Source organism: Pseudomonas sp. P4_C8, from assembly GCF_056401975.1.
On record NZ_JBFUIH010000024.1, the window covers coordinates 73,983 to 95,611 of the forward strand.

15 protein-coding genes are annotated in these 21,629 nt (G+C 58.7%); 10 read left to right on the top strand and 5 right to left on the bottom strand.

The features are described 5' to 3' along the window. The first annotated feature begins 9 nt into the window (after positions 1-9). From AC1DWM_RS16810 to cobM, 3 genes are all read left to right on the top strand, one after another. Positions 10-717 carry a CbtA family protein gene (locus AC1DWM_RS16810; RefSeq protein ID WP_223513153.1) on the top strand — a complete coding sequence of 236 codons (708 nt, stop codon included), beginning with the start codon at positions 10-12 and terminating at the stop codon, positions 715-717. Continuing rightward, positions 714-1,127 carry a cobalamin biosynthesis protein gene (locus tag AC1DWM_RS16815; protein ID WP_223513152.1) on the top strand — a complete coding sequence of 138 codons (414 nt, stop codon included), beginning with the start codon at positions 714-716 and terminating at the stop codon, positions 1,125-1,127. The genes AC1DWM_RS16810 and AC1DWM_RS16815 overlap by 4 nt, the downstream gene beginning before the upstream one ends. Positions 1,128-1,208: 81 nt before the next feature. Beyond that, complete coding sequence (gene cobM, locus AC1DWM_RS16820; protein ID WP_223513151.1) at positions 1,209-1,955, top strand: precorrin-4 C(11)-methyltransferase; 747 nt, start codon at positions 1,209-1,211, stop codon at positions 1,953-1,955. Between the two features lie 94 nt (positions 1,956-2,049). Here cobM and nfuA read toward each other — a convergent pair whose 3' ends face one another. Beyond that, positions 2,050-2,634 carry a Fe-S biogenesis protein NfuA gene (gene nfuA / locus AC1DWM_RS16825; RefSeq protein ID WP_007946504.1) on the bottom strand — a complete coding sequence of 195 codons (585 nt, stop codon included), beginning with the start codon at positions 2,632-2,634 and terminating at the stop codon, positions 2,050-2,052. Positions 2,635-2,831: 197 nt separating this feature from the next. Continuing rightward, positions 2,832-5,129 (bottom strand): fatty acid cis/trans isomerase, encoded by a 2,298-nt coding sequence (locus tag AC1DWM_RS16830; protein WP_477795718.1) that lies wholly within the window; start codon positions 5,127-5,129, stop codon positions 2,832-2,834. Positions 5,130-5,284: 155 nt separating this feature from the next. Here AC1DWM_RS16830 and metH point away from each other — a divergent pair, with 155 nt between their 5' ends. Both metH and AC1DWM_RS16840 read left to right on the top strand, forming a co-directional pair. Further along, complete coding sequence (gene metH / locus AC1DWM_RS16835; RefSeq protein WP_477795719.1) at positions 5,285-8,995, top strand: methionine synthase; 3,711 nt, start codon at positions 5,285-5,287, stop codon at positions 8,993-8,995. A gap of 190 nt (positions 8,996-9,185) precedes the next feature. Next, positions 9,186-9,404, top strand: coding sequence for a DUF2970 domain-containing protein (locus AC1DWM_RS16840; protein WP_046820154.1), 219 nt, complete (start codon positions 9,186-9,188; stop codon positions 9,402-9,404). Here AC1DWM_RS16840 and AC1DWM_RS16845 read toward each other — a convergent pair. Beyond that, positions 9,401-10,474 carry an ABC transporter substrate-binding protein gene (locus AC1DWM_RS16845; RefSeq protein ID WP_477795720.1) on the bottom strand — a complete coding sequence of 358 codons (1,074 nt, stop codon included), beginning with the start codon at positions 10,472-10,474 and terminating at the stop codon, positions 9,401-9,403. The genes AC1DWM_RS16840 and AC1DWM_RS16845 overlap by 4 nt on opposite strands. 521 nt (positions 10,475-10,995) lie before the next feature. On the opposite strand from AC1DWM_RS16845, the gene AC1DWM_RS16850 reads away from it, so the two are divergent. Then, the gene (locus AC1DWM_RS16850; RefSeq protein ID WP_223513146.1) at positions 10,996-12,654 is read left to right on the top strand and encodes a nitrite/sulfite reductase; all 1,659 of its coding nucleotides are present in this window, start codon (positions 10,996-10,998) and stop codon (positions 12,652-12,654) included. Then, positions 12,638-13,132 (top strand): DUF934 domain-containing protein, encoded by a 495-nt coding sequence (locus tag AC1DWM_RS16855; protein WP_223513142.1) that lies wholly within the window; start codon positions 12,638-12,640, stop codon positions 13,130-13,132. Before AC1DWM_RS16850 ends, AC1DWM_RS16855 begins: the two co-directional genes overlap by 17 nt. Positions 13,133-13,184: 52 nt before the next feature. Here the strand turns inward: AC1DWM_RS16855 and AC1DWM_RS16860 are convergent, their stop codons facing one another. Together AC1DWM_RS16860 and sohB are read right to left on the bottom strand one after the other, a co-directional pair. Beyond that, positions 13,185-16,925, bottom strand: a complete 3,741-nt coding sequence (locus AC1DWM_RS16860) for a leucine-rich repeat domain-containing protein (protein WP_477795725.1) — start codon at positions 16,923-16,925, stop codon at positions 13,185-13,187. A 203-nt stretch (positions 16,926-17,128) separates the two neighbouring features. Beyond that, the gene (sohB, locus tag AC1DWM_RS16865; RefSeq protein WP_477795721.1) at positions 17,129-18,151 is read right to left on the bottom strand and encodes a protease SohB; all 1,023 of its coding nucleotides are present in this window, start codon (positions 18,149-18,151) and stop codon (positions 17,129-17,131) included. Positions 18,152-18,354: 203 nt separating this feature from the next. Here sohB and AC1DWM_RS16870 point away from each other — a divergent pair, with 203 nt between their 5' ends. The 3 genes from AC1DWM_RS16870 to AC1DWM_RS16880 all read left to right on the top strand — a co-directional run bounded on the left by AC1DWM_RS16870 (position 18,355) and on the right by AC1DWM_RS16880 (position 21,586). After that, entirely contained in the window at positions 18,355-19,065 is a 711-nt protein-coding gene (locus tag AC1DWM_RS16870) for a histidine phosphatase family protein (protein WP_477795722.1), read from the top strand. Positions 19,066-19,129: 64 nt separating this feature from the next. Further along, positions 19,130-19,444: an SCP2 sterol-binding domain-containing protein gene (locus AC1DWM_RS16875; RefSeq protein ID WP_477795723.1), complete on the top strand. Its 315-nt coding sequence runs from the start codon at positions 19,130-19,132 to the stop codon at positions 19,442-19,444. Between the two features lie 303 nt (positions 19,445-19,747). After that, positions 19,748-21,586: an amidohydrolase gene (locus tag AC1DWM_RS16880; protein ID WP_477795726.1), complete on the top strand. Its 1,839-nt coding sequence runs from the start codon at positions 19,748-19,750 to the stop codon at positions 21,584-21,586. Positions 21,587-21,629: the final 43 nt, after the last annotated feature.

The following is a 21,629-nucleotide window of genomic DNA, read 5'->3' on the forward strand; positions in this document are numbered from 1 at the left end:
GCAGCCGAAATGATCAAGCGTATTGCGCAAACCGCAGGGTTCACCGGGCTGCTGGCCGCCCTGCTACTGACCCTGCTGCAAAGCTTCTGGGTCGCACCGTTGATTCTTCAGGCGGAATCCTACGAAAAAACCGAGCCGGCGCTGGTTCAACCCCATGAACACGCCGAGGGCGCCATGGCCGGCCATACCCACGACGCCGAGGCCTGGGAGCCGGAAGATGGCTGGCAGCGCGTGCTGTCGACTACCGGCGGCAACCTGGTGGTGGCCGTCGGTTTTGCCCTGATGCTTGCCGGCCTCTACACCTTACGTGCGCCAAACAGCACCGCACAAGGCCTGCTCTGGGGCCTGGCCGGTTACGCGACGTTTGTTCTCGCACCGACCCTCGGCCTGCCGCCTGAATTGCCGGGCACTGCCGCGGCCGATCTGGCGCAACGGCAGATCTGGTGGATCGGCACTGCGGCGTCCACAGCAGCCGGTATCACCCTGATCGTGTTCAGCCGCCATTGGCTGATGAAGGTGTTGGGCGTGGCGATCCTGGCCGTTCCGCATGTCATCGGCGCACCACAACCTGAAGTGCATTCGATGCTTGCGCCAGAAGCCCTGGAAGCACAGTTCAAAATCGCTTCGCAGCTGACCAACGTAGCGTTCTGGCTGGCCTTGGGCCTGATCAGTGCCTGGTTGTTCCGCCGCAAAAGCGATGGCCAATACCACGCATGACAAATGCCAGCACAGTGCCGACGTTAGTGGTCGGCCTGGGCTGCCAGCGCGGCTGCCCTGTCAGCACGTTGCGGGCATTGCTTGATCAGGCATTACAGGCTCATCAAATCGGACTTCACGAGATAAAGGCCCTGGCCAGCATTGACCTGAAGCGCGACGAATTGGGCCTGATCGAGCTGGCCGCACAACTTGCGCTGCCGTTGACGTTTTTCAGCAGTGAACAATTGGCCGGTTATCACCCCAAACTCACCCACCATTCAGAAATCGCCTTCGAGCGTACCGGCTGCTATGGCGTAGCGGAAAGTGCCGCCCTGGCACTGGCCGAACAGTTGGCCCAAGTCCCGGTGAAACTGCTGATATCCCGACAAAAATACGCTCAGGCGACCTTGGCGTTGGCCGGCGCTGCGTAATATCCCTGATACTCGCGCATTCGATCATGAGCAATCTTCATCTGAAGCCTTGCCCAGCCTCTTTTTTCACAGGAATCGACGATGACCGTCTACTTCATTGGCGCAGGGCCCGGCGACCCGGAACTGATCACGGTCAAAGGCCAACGGCTGATTCGCAGCTGCCCGGTGATCATCTACGCCGGCTCCCTGGTACCTGCGGCCGTGCTGGAAGGCCATCGCGCCGAACAGGTGGTCAACAGTGCCGAATTACACCTGGAACAGATCATTGAACTGATCAAAACTGCCCACGCCAACGGCCAGGACGTGGCGCGGGTGCATTCCGGCGATCCGAGCCTGTATGGCGCGATTGGCGAGCAGATTCGCTACCTGCGCGAGCTCGATATTCCTTTTGAAATCGTTCCGGGTGTCACGGCGACGGCGGCGTGTGCGGCGCTTTTAGGGGCGGAACTGACCCTTCCGGACATTTCGCAGAGCGTGATCCTGACCCGCTACGCCGACAAGACCGCCATGCCGGCCGGGGAAGAACTGGGCAGTCTGGCGCAACACGGGGCGACTATGGCCATTCATTTGGGCGTGAACCACCTGGAGAAAATCCTTGCGCAACTACTGCCGCATTACGGCGCTGACTGCCCCATTGCGGTGATTCACCGGGCGACGTGGCCAGATCAGGATTGGGTGGTGGGGACGCTTGAGGACATTGCCGGGAAGGTTGAAGCCAAGGGGTTTCGACGTACGGCGTTGATTCTGGTGGGACGGGTGTTGGGCAGTGACCACTTTAGCGAGTCTTCGCTGTATCGCGCGGGGCATGCGCATCTCTATCGCCCATAGGGCCCCTTCGCGAGCAAGTCGAAGGGGCCAGTGAATTTCACCCATAAAAAAACGGCACTCACGGGTGCCGTTTTTTACTTTCGCAGCGAACACCTTAGTAGTAGGCGTTTTCTTTCTGCGTGTGGTCAGTCACGTCGCGCACACCCTTCAATTCAGGAATTCGCTCAAGCAAGGTGCGCTCGATGCCTTCCTTCAGGGTCACGTCCGCCTGGCCGCAGCCTTGGCAACCACCGCCGAATTTCAGAACGGCAATGCCGTCTTCGACCACATCGATAAGGCTAACCTGACCGCCGTGGCTCGCCAGCCCCGGGTTGATCTCGGTTTGCAGGTAGTAATTGATGCGCTCGTTGACCGGGCTGTCGGCGTTGACCATCGGCACTTTGGCGTTTGGCGCCTTGATGGTCAGCTGGCCGCCCATGCGGTCGGTGGCGTAGTCGACCACCGCATCGTCCAGGAACGCTTCGCTGAACGAGTCAATGTAGGCCGTGAAGCTTTTCAGCCCCAACGCCGTGTCTTCAGGTTTTTCTTCGCCCGGCTTGCAGTAGGCAATGCAGGTTTCGGCGTACTGGGTGCCAGGCTGGGTGATAAAGACGCGGATGCCGATACCCGGGGTGTTCTGCTTGGAGAGCAGGTCAGCCAGATAATCGTGGGCGGCGTCGGTAATGGTTATAGCGGTCATGGAAACTCCTCGCAGGCTTGGGCGCAGTTTACGCCAATCAACGCGCCGCACAAAGTCCTAGTATTTTTGTCGGGAAAGAAACTCTGCTCTCCTGTAGGAGCGAGCTTGCTCGCGAAGGCGTCGGATCAATCAACATATATGCTGAATTTGACGGCCTCTTCGCTGGCAAGCCAGCTCCTACAGGGGATTGCGGTGAATCAAAGGTTTTCGTAGCGATTCATGTCCAGCACGCCCTCTTCCACCGGGTCCGTCTCGTGGACGTACTGGCTGAGGTCGTGGAAATAGAACCAGAATTGCGGATGACTGCGGCGAATCCCCCAACGTTCGACGATTTTCTCGAAGCTGTCGGTATCCTTGGCGCTTTCCATCGCATCGACGAAGGCCGGCACCTGGTCGGCCGGAATGTTGAACATGAAATTCGGATAGCTGCTGAGCACGCCCGGGAAAATGGTCAGCGTGTCGAGCCCCGGCTGATAGCGCAACGACTCACCGATCAGGAACGCCACGTTGCTGTGGGCGCGGTTGCGCAGCAGGCTGTAGACCTCGCGTTTGCCGCTCGCCGTTTCGATGCGCAACATCGTCGCTTCCGGCAACTGGTCGATGACCTTCAATCCGGCCGCCGGGCGCGAAGTCAGGCGACTCAAGGCCTGCTCAGCGCTCTGCAAGGCGGGGTCGATATTTGGCCGCGAGCAATACGCGCCTTCGCACCGGTTGATCGGATCGGGCTTGGCATTGAGATCGCCGTAACGGGCCAGCAACTGCAGGGCGAAGTCGCGCTTGGGGTCTTTCTCGTCGAGTTTCAGCGCGGTCGGCTTGTCGTCATCAATGGCCTCGTAATCCAGCCACATCTTTAACTTGCCGCTGTTCTGGTACCAATCGTCGAGGTAGCCGTCCCGCGAATCGGCCGGCATCAGGCGTAGAAAGTTCTGCTCGGCGCCGTTACGGATCAGGTCGAAGTACAGACGGGTCTGGGCCTGATGGGAAACGTTGCCGAACACATCAAAGTTCACCGCCAGTTGATAGTAGGTGCGTTCCAGCAGCGGGAAGTCGAACAGCCACATCGTTTGCGGCACATCACCGATCAGGCCCTTGTTCACCGAAGCACTGTCGAAATGCCGGAAGATGCTCAACAGCGCGTTGTCATTCCCCGCCCACAAGGTCGACCAGCTGGGCGCCAATGCATCGGCGTAGCTGTCCCGGCGCAGCGCTTCGTACTCGTTACGTTTGTCGCGGTAGTCATGCCACAGGCTCAAGACACTGCCGACGTCATCGTTTTGACCGGGCATCGCCAGCAACGGCGTGGCCTGGCCGCGATAGTTGGGGTCGATAACATAGAGGTCATGTTCAGGGGCCTGAAACAGCGCCCAGAAGTTATCTCGGATCACATCGGTGGCAATCTGGCCACGACACACCGGGCCGCGAATGAAGGTGCGCACGAAGTATTCAGCGTTATCGAGCATGAACTGGTAACGCGCCTGCGCCGGGATCGCTTCAAACGTAGCAAACGGATTGGCCCGCCGCTCCGGCCCGTAACCCGGAAAGGCATCGACCTGCCAGTTGCCGCTGTAAAACAGGCTTTTGACCCGCGCCATCTTCGCCGCACTCAGCGGATAGGTGATGTGGGTCTTCTGCACAATCACCCCCTGTACCGGCCACAGGCGGTAATACACCTGAGTGCCGGGGTCGTCATTCGGGCGGCGTGTGGTGATCAGGTCAATCGGCTGACCGGTTGGCGTACGGGAACGCACCCACTGGAAGAAGTGCCCTGACTCGCCGTCCTTGAAGTAGATATGCGCAAGAAACCAGTGCTCGAACAGCCAACGCGCCACCAGGCTCTGCCGGGAGCCAGGCGCGTTGAGCAGGTTTTCCCACTGCACAACCTGCAACGCTTCTTTCGCGCTCGGCACCAGCCCCTGCTCATCAATCGGCGCACCCGACGCCAGCCAACGTTGCAGCGTCTGGTATTGCTGATCGGTCAGGCCGGTGACGGCAAGCGGCATGCCCTCTTTGGGATGCGAACGGGCGTAACCATCGAATTGCGCCGGCATGGCGCACATGTTTTCCCGGTTCAGCCCCAGCACGATGTCTTGCGCAATTTTAGCGTTGGGTTGCAGCGGGGTTTTGTGGCCCAGTTCAAGCATCCGCGCCATCAACGCCGCCTGACTGCCTTGGGCGTCGAGCACGGGAAAAAATCCCTTTTGCTGCCAGGCGTGCTTGCCGAAGGCATCGTAAAACAGCCGGGTCGGTGCGGCGGCGGTAACGCGATCGCCGTCATAGACCGGGACTTTCGTGGCGCCACGCGCTGCCCCTTCGCCACTGCCGAGGTTGAGCTGACAGGCGGCGTCGTTGCACGCGTGGCAGGCGACGCACTTTTCGGTAAAGATCGGTTGTATGTCGCGGCTGTAGGAAATAGCAGAGGAAATGGCCGGACCTTGCGCAGCGGCGTCCCAGCTTAGAAGCAGCATAAACATGCTGATGATGACGCGATACGACATATCCCTGGTCCCAATCATGAAAAATCGCCGCGATTCTACCGGGTGGACGCCCGTACCAACATGAACGATATTCATGAAAAACCGGGGCATGCTCTAAAAGCGCACAGGTTTGCTATGATCCCGCCCCTTCGTCATGGTCTTTCCGAGTAGTCCAAATGTCCGATCGCAGTGTTCGCCTTCAAGCTCTCAAGCACGCCCTCAAAGAGCGCATCCTGATTCTCGATGGCGGCATGGGCACGATGATCCAGAGCTACAAGCTCGAAGAACAGGATTACCGTGGCAAACGCTTTGCTGACTGGCCAAGCGATGTCAAAGGCAACAACGACCTGTTGGTGCTGACCCGCCCGGATGTGATTGGTGGCATCGAGAAAGCTTATCTGGATGCCGGCGCCGACATTCTGGAAACCAACACCTTCAACGCCACCCAGATTTCCCTGGCCGACTACGGCATGCAAGCCCTGGCGTATGAGTTAAACGTAGAAGGCGCACGCCTGGCCCGCAAGGTGGCCGACGCCAAGACCCTGGAAACCCCGGACAAGCCGCGCTTCGTCGCGGGCGTACTGGGCCCGACCAGCCGCACCTGCTCGCTGTCGCCAGACGTGAACAACCCCGGCTACCGCAACGTGACCTTTGATGAATTGGTGGAGAACTACACCGAATCCACCAAGGGCCTGATCGAAGGCGGCGCCGACCTGATCCTGATCGAAACCATCTTCGACACCCTGAACGCCAAAGCGGCGATCTTCGCCGTACAAGGTGTGTTCGAAGAGCTGGGCATCGAGTTGCCGATCATGATTTCCGGCACCATCACCGACGCCTCCGGCCGCACCCTCTCCGGCCAGACCACCGAAGCATTCTGGAACTCCGTGGCCCACGCCAAGCCGATCTCGGTTGGTCTGAACTGCGCCCTGGGTGCCAGCGAACTGCGCCCGTACCTGGAAGAGCTGTCGAATAAGGCCGGCACCCATGTTTCCGCACACCCGAACGCCGGTTTGCCGAACGAATTCGGCGAGTACGACGAGCTGCCGGTGGACACCGCCAAGGTCATCGAAGAGTTCGCCCAAAGCGGTTTCCTGAACATTGTCGGTGGCTGCTGCGGCACCACGCCGGGCCACATCGAAGCCATCGCCAAAGCCGTGGCCGGTTACGCACCGCGTCAAATTCCGGAAATCCCCAAGGCCTGCCGCTTGTCGGGCCTGGAACCGTTCACCATCGATCGTAGCTCGTTGTTCGTCAACGTCGGCGAACGGACCAACATCACCGGTTCCGCCAAGTTTGCTCGTTTGATCCGTGAAGACAATTACACCGAAGCCCTGGAAGTCGCCCTGCAGCAGGTCGAAGCCGGCGCCCAGGTGATCGACATCAACATGGACGAAGGGATGCTCGATTCGAAGAAGGCCATGGTGACCTTCCTCAATCTGATTGCCGGTGAGCCGGACATCTCCCGCGTGCCGATCATGATCGACTCCTCGAAGTGGGAGGTGATCGAAGCCGGCCTCAAGTGCATCCAGGGCAAGGGCATCGTCAACTCGATCAGCATGAAAGAAGGCGTCGAGCAGTTCATCCATCACGCCAAACTGTGCAAGCGCTACGGCGCCGCAGTAGTGGTGATGGCGTTCGACGAGGCCGGCCAGGCCGACACCGAAGCGCGCAAGAAAGAAATCTGCAAACGCTCCTACGACATTCTGGTCAACGAAGTCGGCTTCCCGCCGGAAGACATCATCTTCGACCCGAACATCTTCGCCGTGGCCACCGGCATTGAAGAACACAACAACTACGCCGTGGACTTCATCAACGCCTGCGCCTACATCCGCGACGAGCTGCCGTACGCGTTGACCTCGGGCGGCGTGTCCAACGTGTCGTTCTCGTTCCGTGGCAACAACCCGGTGCGCGAGGCCATCCACTCGGTGTTCCTGCTGTATGCGATCCGCAACGGCCTGACCATGGGCATCGTCAACGCCGGCCAGCTGGAGATCTACGACCAGATCCCGCAAGAGCTGCGCGACGCCGTCGAAGACGTGATCCTCAACCGCACCCCGGAAGGCACCGACGCCCTCCTCGCCATCGCCGACAAGTACAAGGGCGACGGCAGCGTCAAGGAAGCCGAGACCGAAGAATGGCGCGGCTGGCCGGTCAACAAGCGCCTGGAGCATGCGCTGGTCAAGGGCATCACCACGCACATCGTTGAAGACACCGAGGAATCGCGCCAGTCCTTCGCTCGCCCGATTGAAGTGATCGAAGGCCCGCTGATGTCCGGCATGAACATCGTCGGCGACCTGTTCGGCGCCGGCAAAATGTTCCTGCCGCAGGTGGTGAAATCCGCCCGTGTAATGAAGCAGGCTGTGGCGCACTTGATCCCGTTCATCGAACTGGAAAAAGGCGACAAACCGCAAGCCAAGGGCAAGATCCTGATGGCGACGGTAAAAGGCGACGTACATGACATCGGCAAAAACATTGTCGGCGTGGTGCTCGGTTGTAATGGCTACGACATCGTCGACCTCGGTGTGATGGTGCCGGCAGAAAAAATCCTGCAAGTGGCCAAAGAGCAGAAGTGCGACATCATCGGCCTGTCCGGCCTGATCACGCCTTCGCTGGATGAAATGGTCCACGTCGCCCGCGAAATGCAGCGTCAGGACTTTTACCTGCCGTTGATGATCGGTGGCGCGACCACCTCCAAGGCCCACACGGCAGTAAAAATCGAGCCTAAATACAGCAACGACGCGGTGATCTACGTCACCGACGCCTCCCGCGCCGTCGGCGTGGCAACGCAGTTGCTGTCCAAGGAACTGAAACCGGCGTTCGTCGAGAAAACCCGCCTGGAATATATCGACGTTCGCGAACGCACCGCCAACCGCAGCGCGCGCACCGAACGCCTGAGCTACCCAGCGGCCATCGCCAAGAAGCCGCAGTTCGACTGGGGCACCTACGAACCGGTCAAACCGACGTTTACCGGCTCCAAAGTGCTGGACAACATCGACCTCAAGGTTCTGGCCGAATACATCGACTGGACGCCGTTCTTTATCTCCTGGGACCTGGCCGGCAAATTCCCGCGCATTCTCGAAGACGAAGTGGTCGGTGAAGCCGCTACCTCGCTGTACGCCGATGCCCAGGAAATGCTCGCCAAGCTGATCGACGAAAAACTCATCAGCGCCCGTGCGGTGTTCGGCTTCTGGCCGGCCAACCAGGTGCGTGACGATGACATTGAAGTCTATGGCGATGATGGCAAGGCGATTGCCAAGTTGCATCACCTGCGCCAGCAGATTATCAAGACCGATGGCAAGCCGAACTTCTCCCTGGCCGACTTCGTCGCGCCGAAGGACAGCGAAGTCACCGACTACGTGGGCGGCTTCATCACCACCGCCGGCATTGGTGCCGAAGAAGTGGCCAAGGCTTACCAGGACGCTGGCGACGATTACAACTCGATCATGGTCAAGGCGTTGGCCGACCGCTTGGCCGAGGCTTGCGCCGAATGGCTGCACCAGCAGGTCCGTAAAGACTACTGGGGTTACGCCAAGGACGAGACGCTCGACAACGAGGCGTTGATCAAAGAGCAATACACCGGCATCCGCCCTGCCCCGGGCTACCCGGCGTGCCCGGATCACACCGAGAARKCCACGCTGTTCAAACTGCTGGATCCGGAGGCTGAAGAGCTGAAGGCCGGTCGTAGCGGCGTGTTCCTCACCGAGCACTATGCGATGTTCCCGGCGGCGGCGGTCAGTGGCTGGTACTTCGCTCACCCGCAGGCGCAGTACTTTGCCGTGGGCAAGATCGACAAGGACCAGGTGCAAAGCTACACGTCGCGTAAAGGTCAGGAGTTGAGCGTGACCGAGCGTTGGTTGGCGCCAAACCTGGGTTACGACAACTAAGTCAGCTACCTGGCCACAATACTGTGGCCAGCAGTAATCCCCTGTGGGAGCGAGCCTGCTCGCGATAGCGGCTTGACAGTCAATATTGTTTTGACTGAAAGGACCCCATCGCGAGCAGGCTTGCTCCCACAGTTGTTTGTGTCCGCCGTAGGTCTATGCTTATGGCTCATACATACGTGACGAGGGATTTATGGACGATCCAGTCGACAACAAACCGCCGACCTTCTGGCAGATGCTGCACAGCGTCATGGCCGCCGCGTTCGGGGTGCAGAGCGGGAAGAATCGGGCCCGGGACTTCACTCACGGCAAACCGAGTCATTTCGTGATTCTGGGGATTTTATTCACCGCAGTGTTCGCGTTGACCCTGTACGGCATCGTGCAACTGGTGGTGCATCTGGCCGGGGTTTAGCGCATCAACGTTTGCAGGCTGAACGGGTAACGATAGGAAGTTGGCCGCCCCTTGGCCGAAAGTCGACGGAAGTTCACGCCATAGTCCGGCGATGCTCCCAAGGCCAGCAGCTGTTTGGCTTGCGCCTTGTCGATCAGTTGCAGCAGCGGGATCAGCCGTTGGCGGCCGCCATACTGATCGAGATCGACGCCCCGCTCTTCGTCATGCAACTGCACCAGCGCCCAGCCCCCCAAGGTGAAGTGACCGCCCAGCAGCACACTCAGGCGACCGTCGATTATCGCTTGTAACGCAGAGGGAGAAGCGTTGACTGCGCTGAAAAACGCGTCTTTGCCAGGTTGCCCACCGGTCTCTGCAAATGCCTGCATCGCGCCGAAGGCCATTTCGTCGTTGGCTGACCATATCAGCGAGACTTTCGGATAGCGCCGGAACAACATTTTCGCTTGCTCATAGGCGCGGCCACGGGTCCAGCCGCTATAAACCAATTGGCGCAAACGCACTTCAGGGTGCTCGGCCAAGGCGCGCATCATCCCTTGTTCGCGCAGTTGCGCCGTAGGCGTGATTTTCAGACCGGAGAACGCCAGCAACTCAATGGGCTGATCTCGCGAAGCCGGTGGATGCTGGCGGATCAGCTCTTTGAGCATCAGGTAACCGCCCTCCTCGTCGTTAGGCACCAAACTGTCCAGTTGGTCCGCGCGCTCACCTAACAGGGATTGCTGGTTTGGCGTCAACGCGGCATTGACCATGAACAGCTTTACACCGCTGCCTTGGGCCAGACGCACGATTTGCGGGGCGACGTACTGTTCGTTGACGAAAACCAGATAGTCCGGGCGATCAGGCCCTTGCAGCGCCAGACGGGCTTGCGCCACCGTGAGTTCCGGCATGCGCTGAGAATAAAGAATCCGCAGGTCGATGCCCAAATCTCTGGCAGCTGCCTGCATGAATTGCGAGTAACTGAGCCAGAAGGCTTCCTGGGTGGAGCCGGGGCTCAGGAACAGCACCGATTCCGCACGCGCAGCCGGTCCGTAAACCGCGCAAAGCATCAACAGGAAGGTGTAGAAAAACTTCAACATTAACGTCCGAGCCCCCAGAAACTCCGCCGCGCATTATAGCCAGTGAGGTTCCGTAAAACGGCGTTTATTCCGGTTTTTGTCCGACAATCGTCGGAACGGGACCCGGACGGGGTCGGTTATTGATGGCTGACCCAGAATACCGCCGTGCCCACGACCAGGATGATCAGAAACAAGATCGCCCAAGCATCGACCGTACTGTCAGGCTTTGTAGCTTTGGTAGGGTTGCTCATTGCATCGCCTCTTGTCGGTTTTATCGGTGATTGCACAAAGACTCGACCACAGTAAAGACGACGATTGCCCGCATCACAAATAAGGGTTTAGTCATAACGTTTCTTGTTAGTCACTTTGGTTCTTTACATATACTCAAACATCACTTTTGCGCATAACCGCAAACTGGTATCTTGCCCCGGCTCCGTAGGGAGAGCGCGGCCGTGCGCGCAGAATTGCAGAGGTTCTTGGACTGCGGCAAGCACAAAAACGCAGCTGTATCCGAGCGACCCAAGCCTGAGAACAGGACTTATATGTACGTATACGACGAATACGATCAGCGGATCATCGAGGACCGCGTCAAGCAGTTCCGTGATCAGACCCGACGCTATCTGGCAGGGGAGCTGAGCGAAGAAGAATTCCGCCCCCTGCGCCTGCAAAACGGGCTTTATATCCAGCGTTTCGCGCCGATGTTGCGAGTGGCGGTGCCTTACGGCCAACTGACTTCGCGCCAAGTGCGAATGATGGCCAAAATTGCCCGCGACTATGACAAGGGCTATGCCCATATCAGCACCCGGCAGAACGTGCAGTTCAACTGGCCGGCCGTGGAAGACATTCCGGACATTCTCGCTGAACTGGCGACCGTGCAGATGCACGCGATCCAGACCAGCGGCAACTGCCTGCGCAACGTCACCACCGACCAGTTCGCCGGTGTCGCCGCCGATGAATTGATCGATCCGCGCCCATGGTGCGAGATCGTCCGTCAGTGGACCACGTTCCACCCGGAATTCGCCTACCTGCCGCGTAAATTCAAGATCGCTGTCAACGGTTCGACGTCTGACCGTGCCGCCATCGAAGTTCATGACATTGGCCTTGAGCCCGTGCACAACGCCGCAGGCGAACTGGGCTTCCGTGTATTGGTCGGTGGTGGCCTGGGCCGTACGCCAGTAGTGGGCGCGTTCATCAATGAATTCCTGCCGTGGCAAGACCTGTTGAGCTACCTCGACGCCATCCTGCGGGTCTACAACCGCTATGGTCGTCGCGACAACAAGTACAAGGCACGCATCAAGATTCTGGTCAAGGCGCTGACGCCTGAAGTCTTCGCGCAAAAGGTCGACGCGGAAATGGAGCACCTTCGTGGTGGCCAGACCACGCTGACCGAGGCCGAACTGCAGCGTGTTGCCAAGCACTTCGTCGACCCGGACTACAAGGCGCTGGACAACCAAACCGCCGAACTGGCCGAGCTCGACCAGCAGCACCCGGGTTTCGCCCGCTGGCGCACGCGCAATACCCTGGCGCACAAGAAGCCGGGCTATGTGGCCGTAACCCTGTCCCTGAAGCCAACCGGTGTGGCACCGGGCGACATCACCGACAAGCAGCTCGACGCCGTGGCCGACCTGGCCGATCGTTACAGCTACGGTCAACTGCGTACGTCCCACGAACAGAACATCATTCTCGCCGACGTGGAACAGTCCCGACTGTTCGCGATGTGGGGCGAGTTGCGCGAGCAAGGTTTCGCCACGCCGAACATTGGCTTGCTGACCGACATCATCTGCTGCCCGGGCGGTGACTTCTGCTCGCTGGCCAACGCCAAGTCGATCCCGATTGCCGAATCGATCCAGCGTCGTTTCGATGACCTGGACTACCTGTTCGACATCGGCGAACTGGACCTGAACATCTCCGGCTGCATGAACGCCTGTGGTCACCACCACGTCGGCCACATCGGCATCCTCGGGGTGGACAAGAAAGGCGAAGAGTTCTACCAGGTGTCCCTCGGTGGCAGCGCCAGTCGTGACGCCAGCCTGGGTAAAATCCTTGGCCCGTCCTTTGCCCAGGAAGCCATGCCTGACGTGATCGAAAAGCTGATCGACGTGTACATCGAACAACGTACCGAAGACGAGCGTTTCATCGACACCTATCAGCGTATTGGCATCGACCTCTTCAAGGAGCGCGTCTATGCAGCGAATAATTAAGAACAACGAGGTCGTCGATGAAACCTGGCACTTGTTGCCCAAGGACTTCAACATCGACGAGATCAGCAACTGCGATGACCTGATCGTCCCGTTGCAGCTGTGGCGCGAACACAGCCGTATGCTCAAGGCTCGCGATGGCGGCTTGGGTGTGTGGCTGGATGCCGATGAAGAAGCTGAAGAAATCGGCGATGACGTTGATCAGTTCAAAGTCATCGCCCTGAACTTCCCGGCCTTCACCGACGGCCGCAACTACTCCAACGCACGCCTGCTGCGTGACCGTTACGGTTTCAAAGGTGAACTGCGGGCAATTGGCGATATTCTGCGCGACCAGTTGTTCTATCTGCATCGCTGCGGTTTCGATGCGTTTGCAATACGCGCCGACAAAGACCCGTACGAAGCCTTGGAAGGTCTCAAGGACTTCTCGGTGAGCTATCAAGCCGCCACCGACGAGCCGCTGCCGCTGTTCCGTCGCCGCTGATGGTCAAACCTTGAACCCCTTGCGGGGTTCAAGGCTCCCCTCCTGCTTTAAGTTAAAGATTGGCACGCTCCTCCAGTGCCATGAAAGCCGCCATCGGATGATCAAAGCGCCCGCTGCTGCGACTTAATCGATTCCACATTCCCTCAGAAGCATCGGCCTCGTTCAGCAACCGCCAGACTCGCGCCTGTAGCGACAAGTAACTGACCTGAAAGTCAGCCGTCAGACTCAGCCTGTCGATGACGGCTAAAAACCGTGTGCCAGAAGGTTTGCCCGCCAGTCGTTGCCAAAGGGCCTGTCGGGACTGTTGCAACGCTACGTCGTAGTCTCGCAGCCATACAATAGGCGAGCCATAGTTGGCACCGGGCGCGCTGAGCCATAAATTGATTCCTGTTCGCTCTCTATGGCTGACCAGCCGGCGTAGTGTGTCTTCGTCTGTCAGCGGATTCCCCAATAGCAGCACACGATCATCTTCGACTGCCTGGTTTATTACAGCAGACGGTATCCGGGTTATTTGGTTATCCCGTAAATCGAGAGACGTCAGATAGGGCTCATCCTTGATACCGATCGGGCATCGGGTGATTTGAGTATTTCTCAGGTTGAGCTGACGCAGATCGTTCATGCCCATCACCAGCGGTGGCACACCCAAAGGGTTATCGCTCAAGTCCAACGTTTGCAGATGGGTCAGGTCACGCAGTTGTGAAGCGGCACTGTCGGTGAATACCAACTCGGTTGCTCGCAGGTTCAGAGTGCGAAGATGTGTCAATTGACCGATTGCCAGCGGCAAAGAGCGACCCATATCACCGCCCACGAAGAAATGACGCAAGTCCACGCTTTCCAGATTCAATATCTCGAGGTTTGGAAAGCGCTCGAGAAACCCGTTCAAACTATCCTGCTCAGTCAGGTGGAAGCCACGCATCAATAGCTCGGTCACATCGTCGAAATTGACATTCAATGCGGGCAATCGGTGATAGTTCTCAAAGTTCATATCCAGCGTGACAGGTAGAGCCCCTACACGCTTGTGCCAGATGGCGACCAGCTCTTCGGCGAGTTCACTCCTTAGGGCGCGTTCGTCTTGCCGCTCATCCATCACGAGTTGGACGTTGTACATTGCGATCTGTGCCGGGCTCAAATCCTCCGCCGCTGCATCGCCCACGACCAGAAAGGGAAGGTCCATGTCATCAACATCATCGGCGACCCGAGCTATCCAACTGCTCAAATCGGTGTGGAGTTGTTGCAATTGCTGGTTCAACCCATCGATATAGACCTGAGCGTTATTGCCCACGCGTTGCAGTACTTCATCAGCCTGCGCAGAGGTGAAGTTGGGGTAAATATCCTTGAGCTGCAACCTCATCATCTCGCGGGTCATGGCTTGGCCTTGAGGCGTCGACGGGTAACCTCCGCCGCGCAATCCCTGAGGCTCAAATGTCAGTCCGCTGTCCATCCTTTGCAACCCGAGCAGGGTTTGCGAACGAGGCAGCGCCACCGCGTCGACCTTGAGCCGCAATTCATTGGCGGGATCATCAGACGTCAGGTGTAACGCAGAGCGTTCGTCCTTGGACAGGATGGCGAGGACAGCCTCGTAGAAGTCCGATGGCAAGGCCGGGGGCTGATAGCAATCTTCTGCCCTGACGAGGATTCGAGTGTTAGCAGCATCGAGTGGACCGCAGCTGTCCAGAACCCGCCCGGAAGGCGAATGGTCAAGAATGTTTATCCGAAGATTTTTGGGCCATCCAGGTACATTCTGAAGGGAGTGCAACGCCAACGCGTCCGTCTCGGCATTGGCGACCGACCCAAGGTAAAGGCCTTCGTAGGCACGATTCACGCGCACATGCTGCTGGTACTGACGGGCCTTGCTGTCCAGGCGCTTGAACACTTGCTTGACCTCGCTGACGTCGGGCGTCGCGCGGATGTCTACGCCGTAGCGGTCGAGCATTTGCTCAATGGCGCTTTTGGGAAGCCCCGGGTATTGACGCTGAAACAGCTGGACCCATTTATGCTCCGATTGCTGCAGCGCGGCGTAACGGCTATTGAATAATCCGGTTTGACCGACCGGCCCCAGTTCCTGATCGAGCTTGAAGCGGCTGATCGTGTCAGCCAGCAATGGCGTCGGTGGCCGGCCGGCGTTCATCAAGCGCAGCATGTCGTCGTCTACTGCGCTGACCTTGCCGATCTGCGCCAGGACTTCATCGCTGAATGACGCGACCGAGGGGCCGATGCCGCGGATCAGCTCCAGCCGCGATAGCCTGGAAGGCGCTGCCACACTGTCCTCGGCCGGCGTTACGAGGGCGACGTGTTCACTTGGCCCAAGTGCTTTGGCCTCAGCCCTTCCAACGCTAACATCCGCCCCTGCGCCTGCCAGCGGCAGCGCATTGAGCAAGCCAAACACCGTGCGCGTTACGCCCTCTTTGCGCTGGCCCGGCGTTTCACCGTTCACGGCCTGATCCAGCCCGTAACCGGCGTCGATGAGCCCGGCTAGCGCCAATACGCCTTCTCCCCCCGGTACAAACAGTGCCAGCGGCCCAAACTGGTTTATCCATTGCACGAGCGGCTCAATTACTGTGCTCAAATTGTCACGGTTGACTTGCGCGTCGTTTCGAATGGTTTTGACGCTCCCCCAAGCCGCCTGCTTCATGGTCAATACCAACTGTGCAAACGGATCGGTCGCAGGGGCTTGATCGTCGAAACCGACGTACTCGGCGGGATCCCAATAACCATCATTGTTGAAGAAGCCGGCATTGTTCGTCAGCCAGTGCTTTTGGGGGTAAATCGCCATGCCGTCCAACGCCGTCAGCACACCTGCGTGGAAGGTGCCGTCTTGTCGATCATCTTCGATAAAGTGAGAAGCCAGGGCCTGCTTCGTGGAACTGGCGTTGCTCTGCTTCACCACCCATTGGTGCAACTGCGAAACGTCGGCGAAATCGTGCAGTGGTGAAGAATTGCCCGGGACGTACATCAACACCCTGGGGCTGGCGGCGACACGAAAGGTCCAGATGTCGGTCGCGGTGTAGCGATACAGCTTAAATCGGCTCGCCGTGACCGTGGGTGGTATAAGGGTGGGTGCTTGCAGCGATTCGATCGTCAGCGTTTCCCATGCCTGATCCACCGGCAATCCTGCTGCCTTTATCGCGAGCTTCAGGCCATCTTCACTCAGGCGTTGTTCATGTCGCTGCAACCAGGCGGTCATGACAAATGCCGCTTTGACCGATGTCCTCAACGCATAGGGTGGCGGCGCAATGATCGTCTCGTCAGACGACCAGGCCTGATAGAGATACGCCTTGTACAAACCCTGCAAATCCAGTTCCCAGACCCATTTCTTGAAGTCTGCGGGTTTTAAGGTGATCTGCGTCGATGGCCCGTAGGTTTGCGGGGTCGTTTGGCGATAAATGCCTTCATAGGTCTGGTGGTTGCCGCTGCCATGGTCAGCGAACTCGTCGACATGCTGCACGATTCGAATGGAAGGCCCGAGGTCCGGCGGGGTGTACAGGCCAAACGCGGTTTCCGCGAAACGTCCGTCACCCACGGTTTGATAGTTGGAAAGCAGCGCTTGCAGCAGCGATTGCGAACTCGCCACTTGCCCTTGGTGAATGCCGTTCTGTGCGGGATGGCCCTTGTAGTCGTAATCGAGCGTGACCAGCAAGGCCGTCTGCGGATCGATATCCGCCCCCCACTTCTCCTTGATCAAGCGGGCACCAAATTGACCAGGGGTTTGCGGCAGGGCGATGTTCACGGCGGCGTTGAGCTCGTCGCGCATACGTAGCGGGCCGGCGACGTTGTCTTGATGGAGGTCGGTCATGTGCATTCCATTGCGAGCATTTGGAACATCACCCTACCCCCCCCGCCATTCAATCGGATGCAGGAACGGGTCGACAGCCGTCTTAGGAAATTTCGCAAGTTGAGGCAGGAATGTGAACGGAGCTGAAGCTCCCTCTCCCCCACAAAAAAAGAAACCGGGACATGAGCCCCGGTTTCTTCTTCAAAACGATGATGCGCTGGCGATTACCAGAAGCGTTGCTGGGTCAACCGGCTCCACCAAGTCAGCAAAACGCGATCGACCGAACCGCTGGCCGCCATGCCAATACGCTCTTGCAGGCTTTTTCGCTCGGCGTAGTGCAGGTGAAAGAGCTCGGCATTTTTTGCCCGGTCGGCGAGGTATTCATCACTGGTTTTGAGTTCGTCGACCAGTTGTTTGTCGAGGGCGGCGACACCGAGCCAGATTTCACCGGTGGCCACTTCATCGATGGCCAATTGCGGGCGATAACGCGAGACGAAGTTCTTGAACAGCTGATGAGTGATGTCCAGGTCTTCCTGGAACTTCTCGCGACCCTTTTCGGTGTTTTCGCCAAACACGGTCAGGGTGCGTTTGTATTCGCCGGCCGTCAGCACTTCGAAATCGATGTCGTGTTTTTTCAGCAAGCGATTGACGTTGGGCAGTTGCGCCACCACACCGATCGAGCCGAGGATCGCAAACGGCGCGCTGATGATCTTCTCGCCGATGCACGCCATCATGTAGCCGCCGCTGGCCGCAACCTTGTCGATGCAGATGGTCAATGGCACGCCCGCATTGCGGATGCGCGCCAGTTGCGAGGACGCCAGGCCGTAGCTGTGAACCATGCCGCCACCGCTTTCCAGACGCAGCACCACTTCATCCTTGGGTGTAGCCAGCGTCAGCAGCGCAGTAATTTCGTGACGCAGGTTCTCGGTGGCCGAGGCTTTGATGTCGCCATCGAAATCCAGCACGAACACGCGTTGTTTGGTCTCGTGGGTTTTCTTTTGCTTTTTCTCGGATTTAGCCTGGGACTTGCGCAAGGCCTTGAGCTGGTCCTTGTCGAGCAAGGTTTGCTCCAGGCGTTCGCGCAGCCCTTTGTAGAAATCATTTAGTTTGCTGACTTGCAACTGGCCGGCCGACTTGCGTCGGCCTTTGCTGCGCAATGCCGCAAAACTGGCCAGGACCACCAGAATGGCGATCACCAGTGTCACAGTCTTGGCCAGAAAGCTGGCGTACTCGGACAAAAACTCCACAGTGACTCCTTCATAACGATGCGCGGCTTAAACACGCGCGGGATGTGTTCAGCATACCCATGCGCCAGCCCGGCGACCAGCCGTGAAAGCTCCGGCAGCAGCCCTGCAGCAGCCATTTCAAACAAGCGTATGTTTTTTCATTGACAGCTCACTGCCATCCTCATAACCTCGCCAAACCTTCAACGTACCGGGACGACGCGGACGTGGGCAGTATCTATTTGATTCGACATGGCCAGGCCTCCTTTGGTGCAGACGACTATGACGTCCTGTCGCCGACCGGTATTCGCCAGGCAGAAATCCTCGGCCAGTACCTGGCCGAACTGGGTATCAGCTTCGATCGCTGCCTCTCGGGTGACCTGCGCCGTCAGCAACATACCGCCAATAGCGCGCTGGAACAGTATGCCGCCGTGGGCCTGCCGGTGCCGCCCCTTGAAATTGACCGCGCCTTCAATGAGTTCGACGCCGACGCGGTGATCCGCGCGCTGCTGCCGGCCATGCTCGACGATGAGCCTGAAGCCTTGGACATCCTGCGCAACGCTGCGCAAAACCGCGCCGAATTCCAGCGCATCTTTGCCCTGATCATCGAACGCTGGCTCGCCGGCACCTATGACACACCGGGCCTGGAAAGCTGGCTGGGCTTTGTCGAACGTGTGCAGGGCGGCCTGCAGCGAATCCTGGACAGCGCCGACAACACCCAGAAAATCGCCGTGTTTACCTCCGGCGGCACCATCACCGCCCTGCTCCACCTCATTACACAAATGCCTGCCAGGCAGGCATTTGAGCTGAACTGGCAAATCGTCAACACCTCGCTCAACCACCTGAAGTTTCGTGGTCGCGAGGTGGCACTGGCTTCCTTCAACAGTCATGCACACCTGCAACTGCTGAAGGCCCCGGAACTCATCACGTTTCGCTGAGTCCGGATTATTGTGACCCTGGCTGTAATCACCCAGCTCTAATTACCCAAGAAAGGATCGAACCATGACCTCCGTAGCTGATGCCGTACAAGCAATGAAAGCCAAGTTCAACCCAGCCGCTGCTGCCGGTCTGGACCTGGTATTCGGTTTCCGCATCGACGAAGAAAAGAACTTTTCGTTGATCGTCAAAGACAGCACCTGCGAGCTGCAAGAAGGCGTGAACCCTGACGCCCAGGTTACTCTGGTGATGGACGGCGAAACCCTGCAAGGCATCGTTGACGGTTCGACCGACGGCATGCAAGCGTTCATGGGCGGCAAACTGCGCGCTGAAGGCGACATGATGCTGGCGATGAAACTGTCCGAGCTGTTCCCAAGCTAAGACGGCGGTTCCCGGCCTTCGGGAACCAGTCTGGCTATCAACGAATCCCGCCCCTTGTGGCGGGATTCGTCGTTTTCGCCCTCGGAAAACGCCCCGCTGCGGATTCACCGTCTATATTCCTTCTGGCCGCATGCGTCAGAGATCGGCTGTTTGCCCCCGACTGATTTTACGCGGAGCGCGGCCATGAGCCCGCCTGACGACCCTGACGGTTTTAACCGCCGACGTGTACTCCAAGGCCTTTCGGCTGGTGCTGTCGGTGTTTGGATCAGCCCGCTATTCGCAGGGAGTAAGACCATGCCCGATATCCCGGCCGACCTCATTCTGTACAACGGACGCCTGCACACCGTTGATCGTAAAAAACCCCAGGCCAGCGCTGTTGCGATCAAGGACGGTCGCTTTGTGGTGGTCGGCAGCGATGCCCAGGCCATGGCCCTGCAAGGCCCCGGTACGCAAATCGTCGACCTGCACGGTCGCACGGTGATTCCCGGCCTCAATGACTCGCACTTGCATTTGATCCGGGGCGGCCTCAATTACAACCTTGAACTGCGCTGGGAAGGCGTGCCGTCGCTGGTCGATGCCTTGCGCATGCTCAAGGACCAGGCCGATCGCACCCCCACACCACAATGGGTCCGGGTGGTCGGGGGCTGGAACGAGTTCCAGTTTGCCGAGAAACGCATGCCGACCCTCGATGAACTGAACAAAGCAGCGCCGGACACCCCGGTGTTCGTCCTGCACCTCTACGACCGCGCCCTGCTCAACCGCGCCGCCCTGAGGGTGGTCGGTTACGCCCGCGACACGCCGAACCCACCTGGCGGCGAAATCCAGCGCGATGCCAATGGCGATCCCACCGGCATGCTGATCGCCCGGCCGAACGCGATGATTCTCTACTCGACCCTGGCCAAGGGGCCCAAATTACCGCTGGAGTACCAGGTCAACTCAACCCGTCAGTTCATGCGCGAACTCAATCGCCTTGGCATCACCAGCGCTATCGATGCCGGTGGCGGTTATCAGAACTATCCCGACGACTATCAAGTCATCCAGCAACTGGCCAAAGACCAACAACTCACGGTACGCATCGCGTACAACCTGTTCACCCAAAAACCCAAGGAAGAATTGACCGACTTCAAAAACTGGACCAGTACTTCTCGCTACGGCCAGGGCGACGATTTCCTGCGGCACAACGGTGCCGGGGAAATGCTGGTGTTCTCGGCGGCGGACTTCGAAGACTTCCTCGAACCGCGCCCGGACCTGCCGCAAACCATGGAGCAGGAACTGGAACCGGTGGTCCGGCATCTGGTGGAACAGCGCTGGCCGTTCCGTTTGCACGCGACGTACAACGAATCCATCAGCCGCATGCTCGACGTGTTCGAGAAGGTTAATCGCGACATTCCGTTTAACGGTCTGCCGTGGTTTTTCGACCACGCCGAAACAATTACGCCGCAGAACATCGAACGGGTAAAAGCCTTGGGCGGCGGCATTGCAATTCAGGACCGAATGGCGTTTCAGGGCGAGTATTTCGTCGATCGCTACGGTGCTAAAGCGGCCGAACACACACCACCCATCGCCCGCATGTTGGCCGAGGGCCTTCCGGTTGGCGCCGGCACCGACGCCACGCGCGTATCAAGCTACAACCCCTGGACCTCGATGTATTGGCTGGTCAGCGGCCGCACTGTCGGCGGACTGGAGCTGTACCCGCAAGGCTTGAGCCGCGATACGGCCCTGGAGCTCTTCACCCACGGCAGCGCCTGGTTCTCCTCCGAACAAGGCAAGAAGGGTCAAATCAAAGTCGGGCAATTGGCGGATTTGATTGCACTGTCGGCGGACTATTTCCACATCGAAGATGAGGCGATCAAATGGATCGAGTCGGTGCTGACCATTGTCGACGGCAAAATTGTTCATGCCACCAGCGAGTTCGAAAAACTCGGGCCGCCACCGGTTCCTGTGGTGCCTGAATGGTCGCCGGTCACCAAGGTGCCAGGGCACTGGAAACATCTGGCACCGATGACAGCGCAGGTGCATCAATGCGCAGGCGCTTGCGCGGTGCATGCGCACAGCCATGAGCGGGCGCGACTGTCCTCCGCGCCAGTCAGTGACTTTCAGGGTTTCTGGGGCGCGTTTGGCTGTTCATGTTTTGCGTTTTGAACAATGACCAGCAAACACCGCCTCTCCTGTAGGAGCGAGCCTG

Excerpts from the sequence above, each read along its gene's own strand:
- AC1DWM_RS16855 (WP_223513142.1), top strand. The coding sequence starts at position 12,638 with ATGCAGCGAATAATTAAGAACAACGAGGTCGTCGATGAAACCTGGCAC.
- AC1DWM_RS16840 (WP_046820154.1), top strand. The coding sequence starts at position 9,186 with ATGGACGATCCAGTCGACAACAAACCGCCGACCTTCTGGCAGATGCTG.
- nfuA (WP_007946504.1), bottom strand. The coding sequence starts at position 2,634 with ATGACCGCTATAACCATTACCGACGCCGCCCACGATTATCTGGCTGAC.
- AC1DWM_RS16860 (WP_477795725.1), bottom strand. The coding sequence starts at position 16,925 with ATGACCGACCTCCATCAAGACAACGTCGCCGGCCCGCTACGTATGCGC.
- AC1DWM_RS16830 (WP_477795718.1), bottom strand. The coding sequence starts at position 5,129 with ATGTCGTATCGCGTCATCATCAGCATGTTTATGCTGCTTCTAAGCTGG.
- AC1DWM_RS16810 (WP_223513153.1), top strand. The coding sequence starts at position 10 with ATGATCAAGCGTATTGCGCAAACCGCAGGGTTCACCGGGCTGCTGGCC.
- AC1DWM_RS16845 (WP_477795720.1), bottom strand. The coding sequence starts at position 10,474 with ATGTTGAAGTTTTTCTACACCTTCCTGTTGATGCTTTGCGCGGTTTAC.
- AC1DWM_RS16815 (WP_223513152.1), top strand. The coding sequence starts at position 714 with ATGACAAATGCCAGCACAGTGCCGACGTTAGTGGTCGGCCTGGGCTGC.
- AC1DWM_RS16875 (WP_477795723.1), top strand. The coding sequence starts at position 19,130 with ATGACCTCCGTAGCTGATGCCGTACAAGCAATGAAAGCCAAGTTCAAC.
- cobM (WP_223513151.1), top strand. The coding sequence starts at position 1,209 with ATGACCGTCTACTTCATTGGCGCAGGGCCCGGCGACCCGGAACTGATC.
- AC1DWM_RS16850 (WP_223513146.1), top strand. The coding sequence starts at position 10,996 with ATGTACGTATACGACGAATACGATCAGCGGATCATCGAGGACCGCGTC.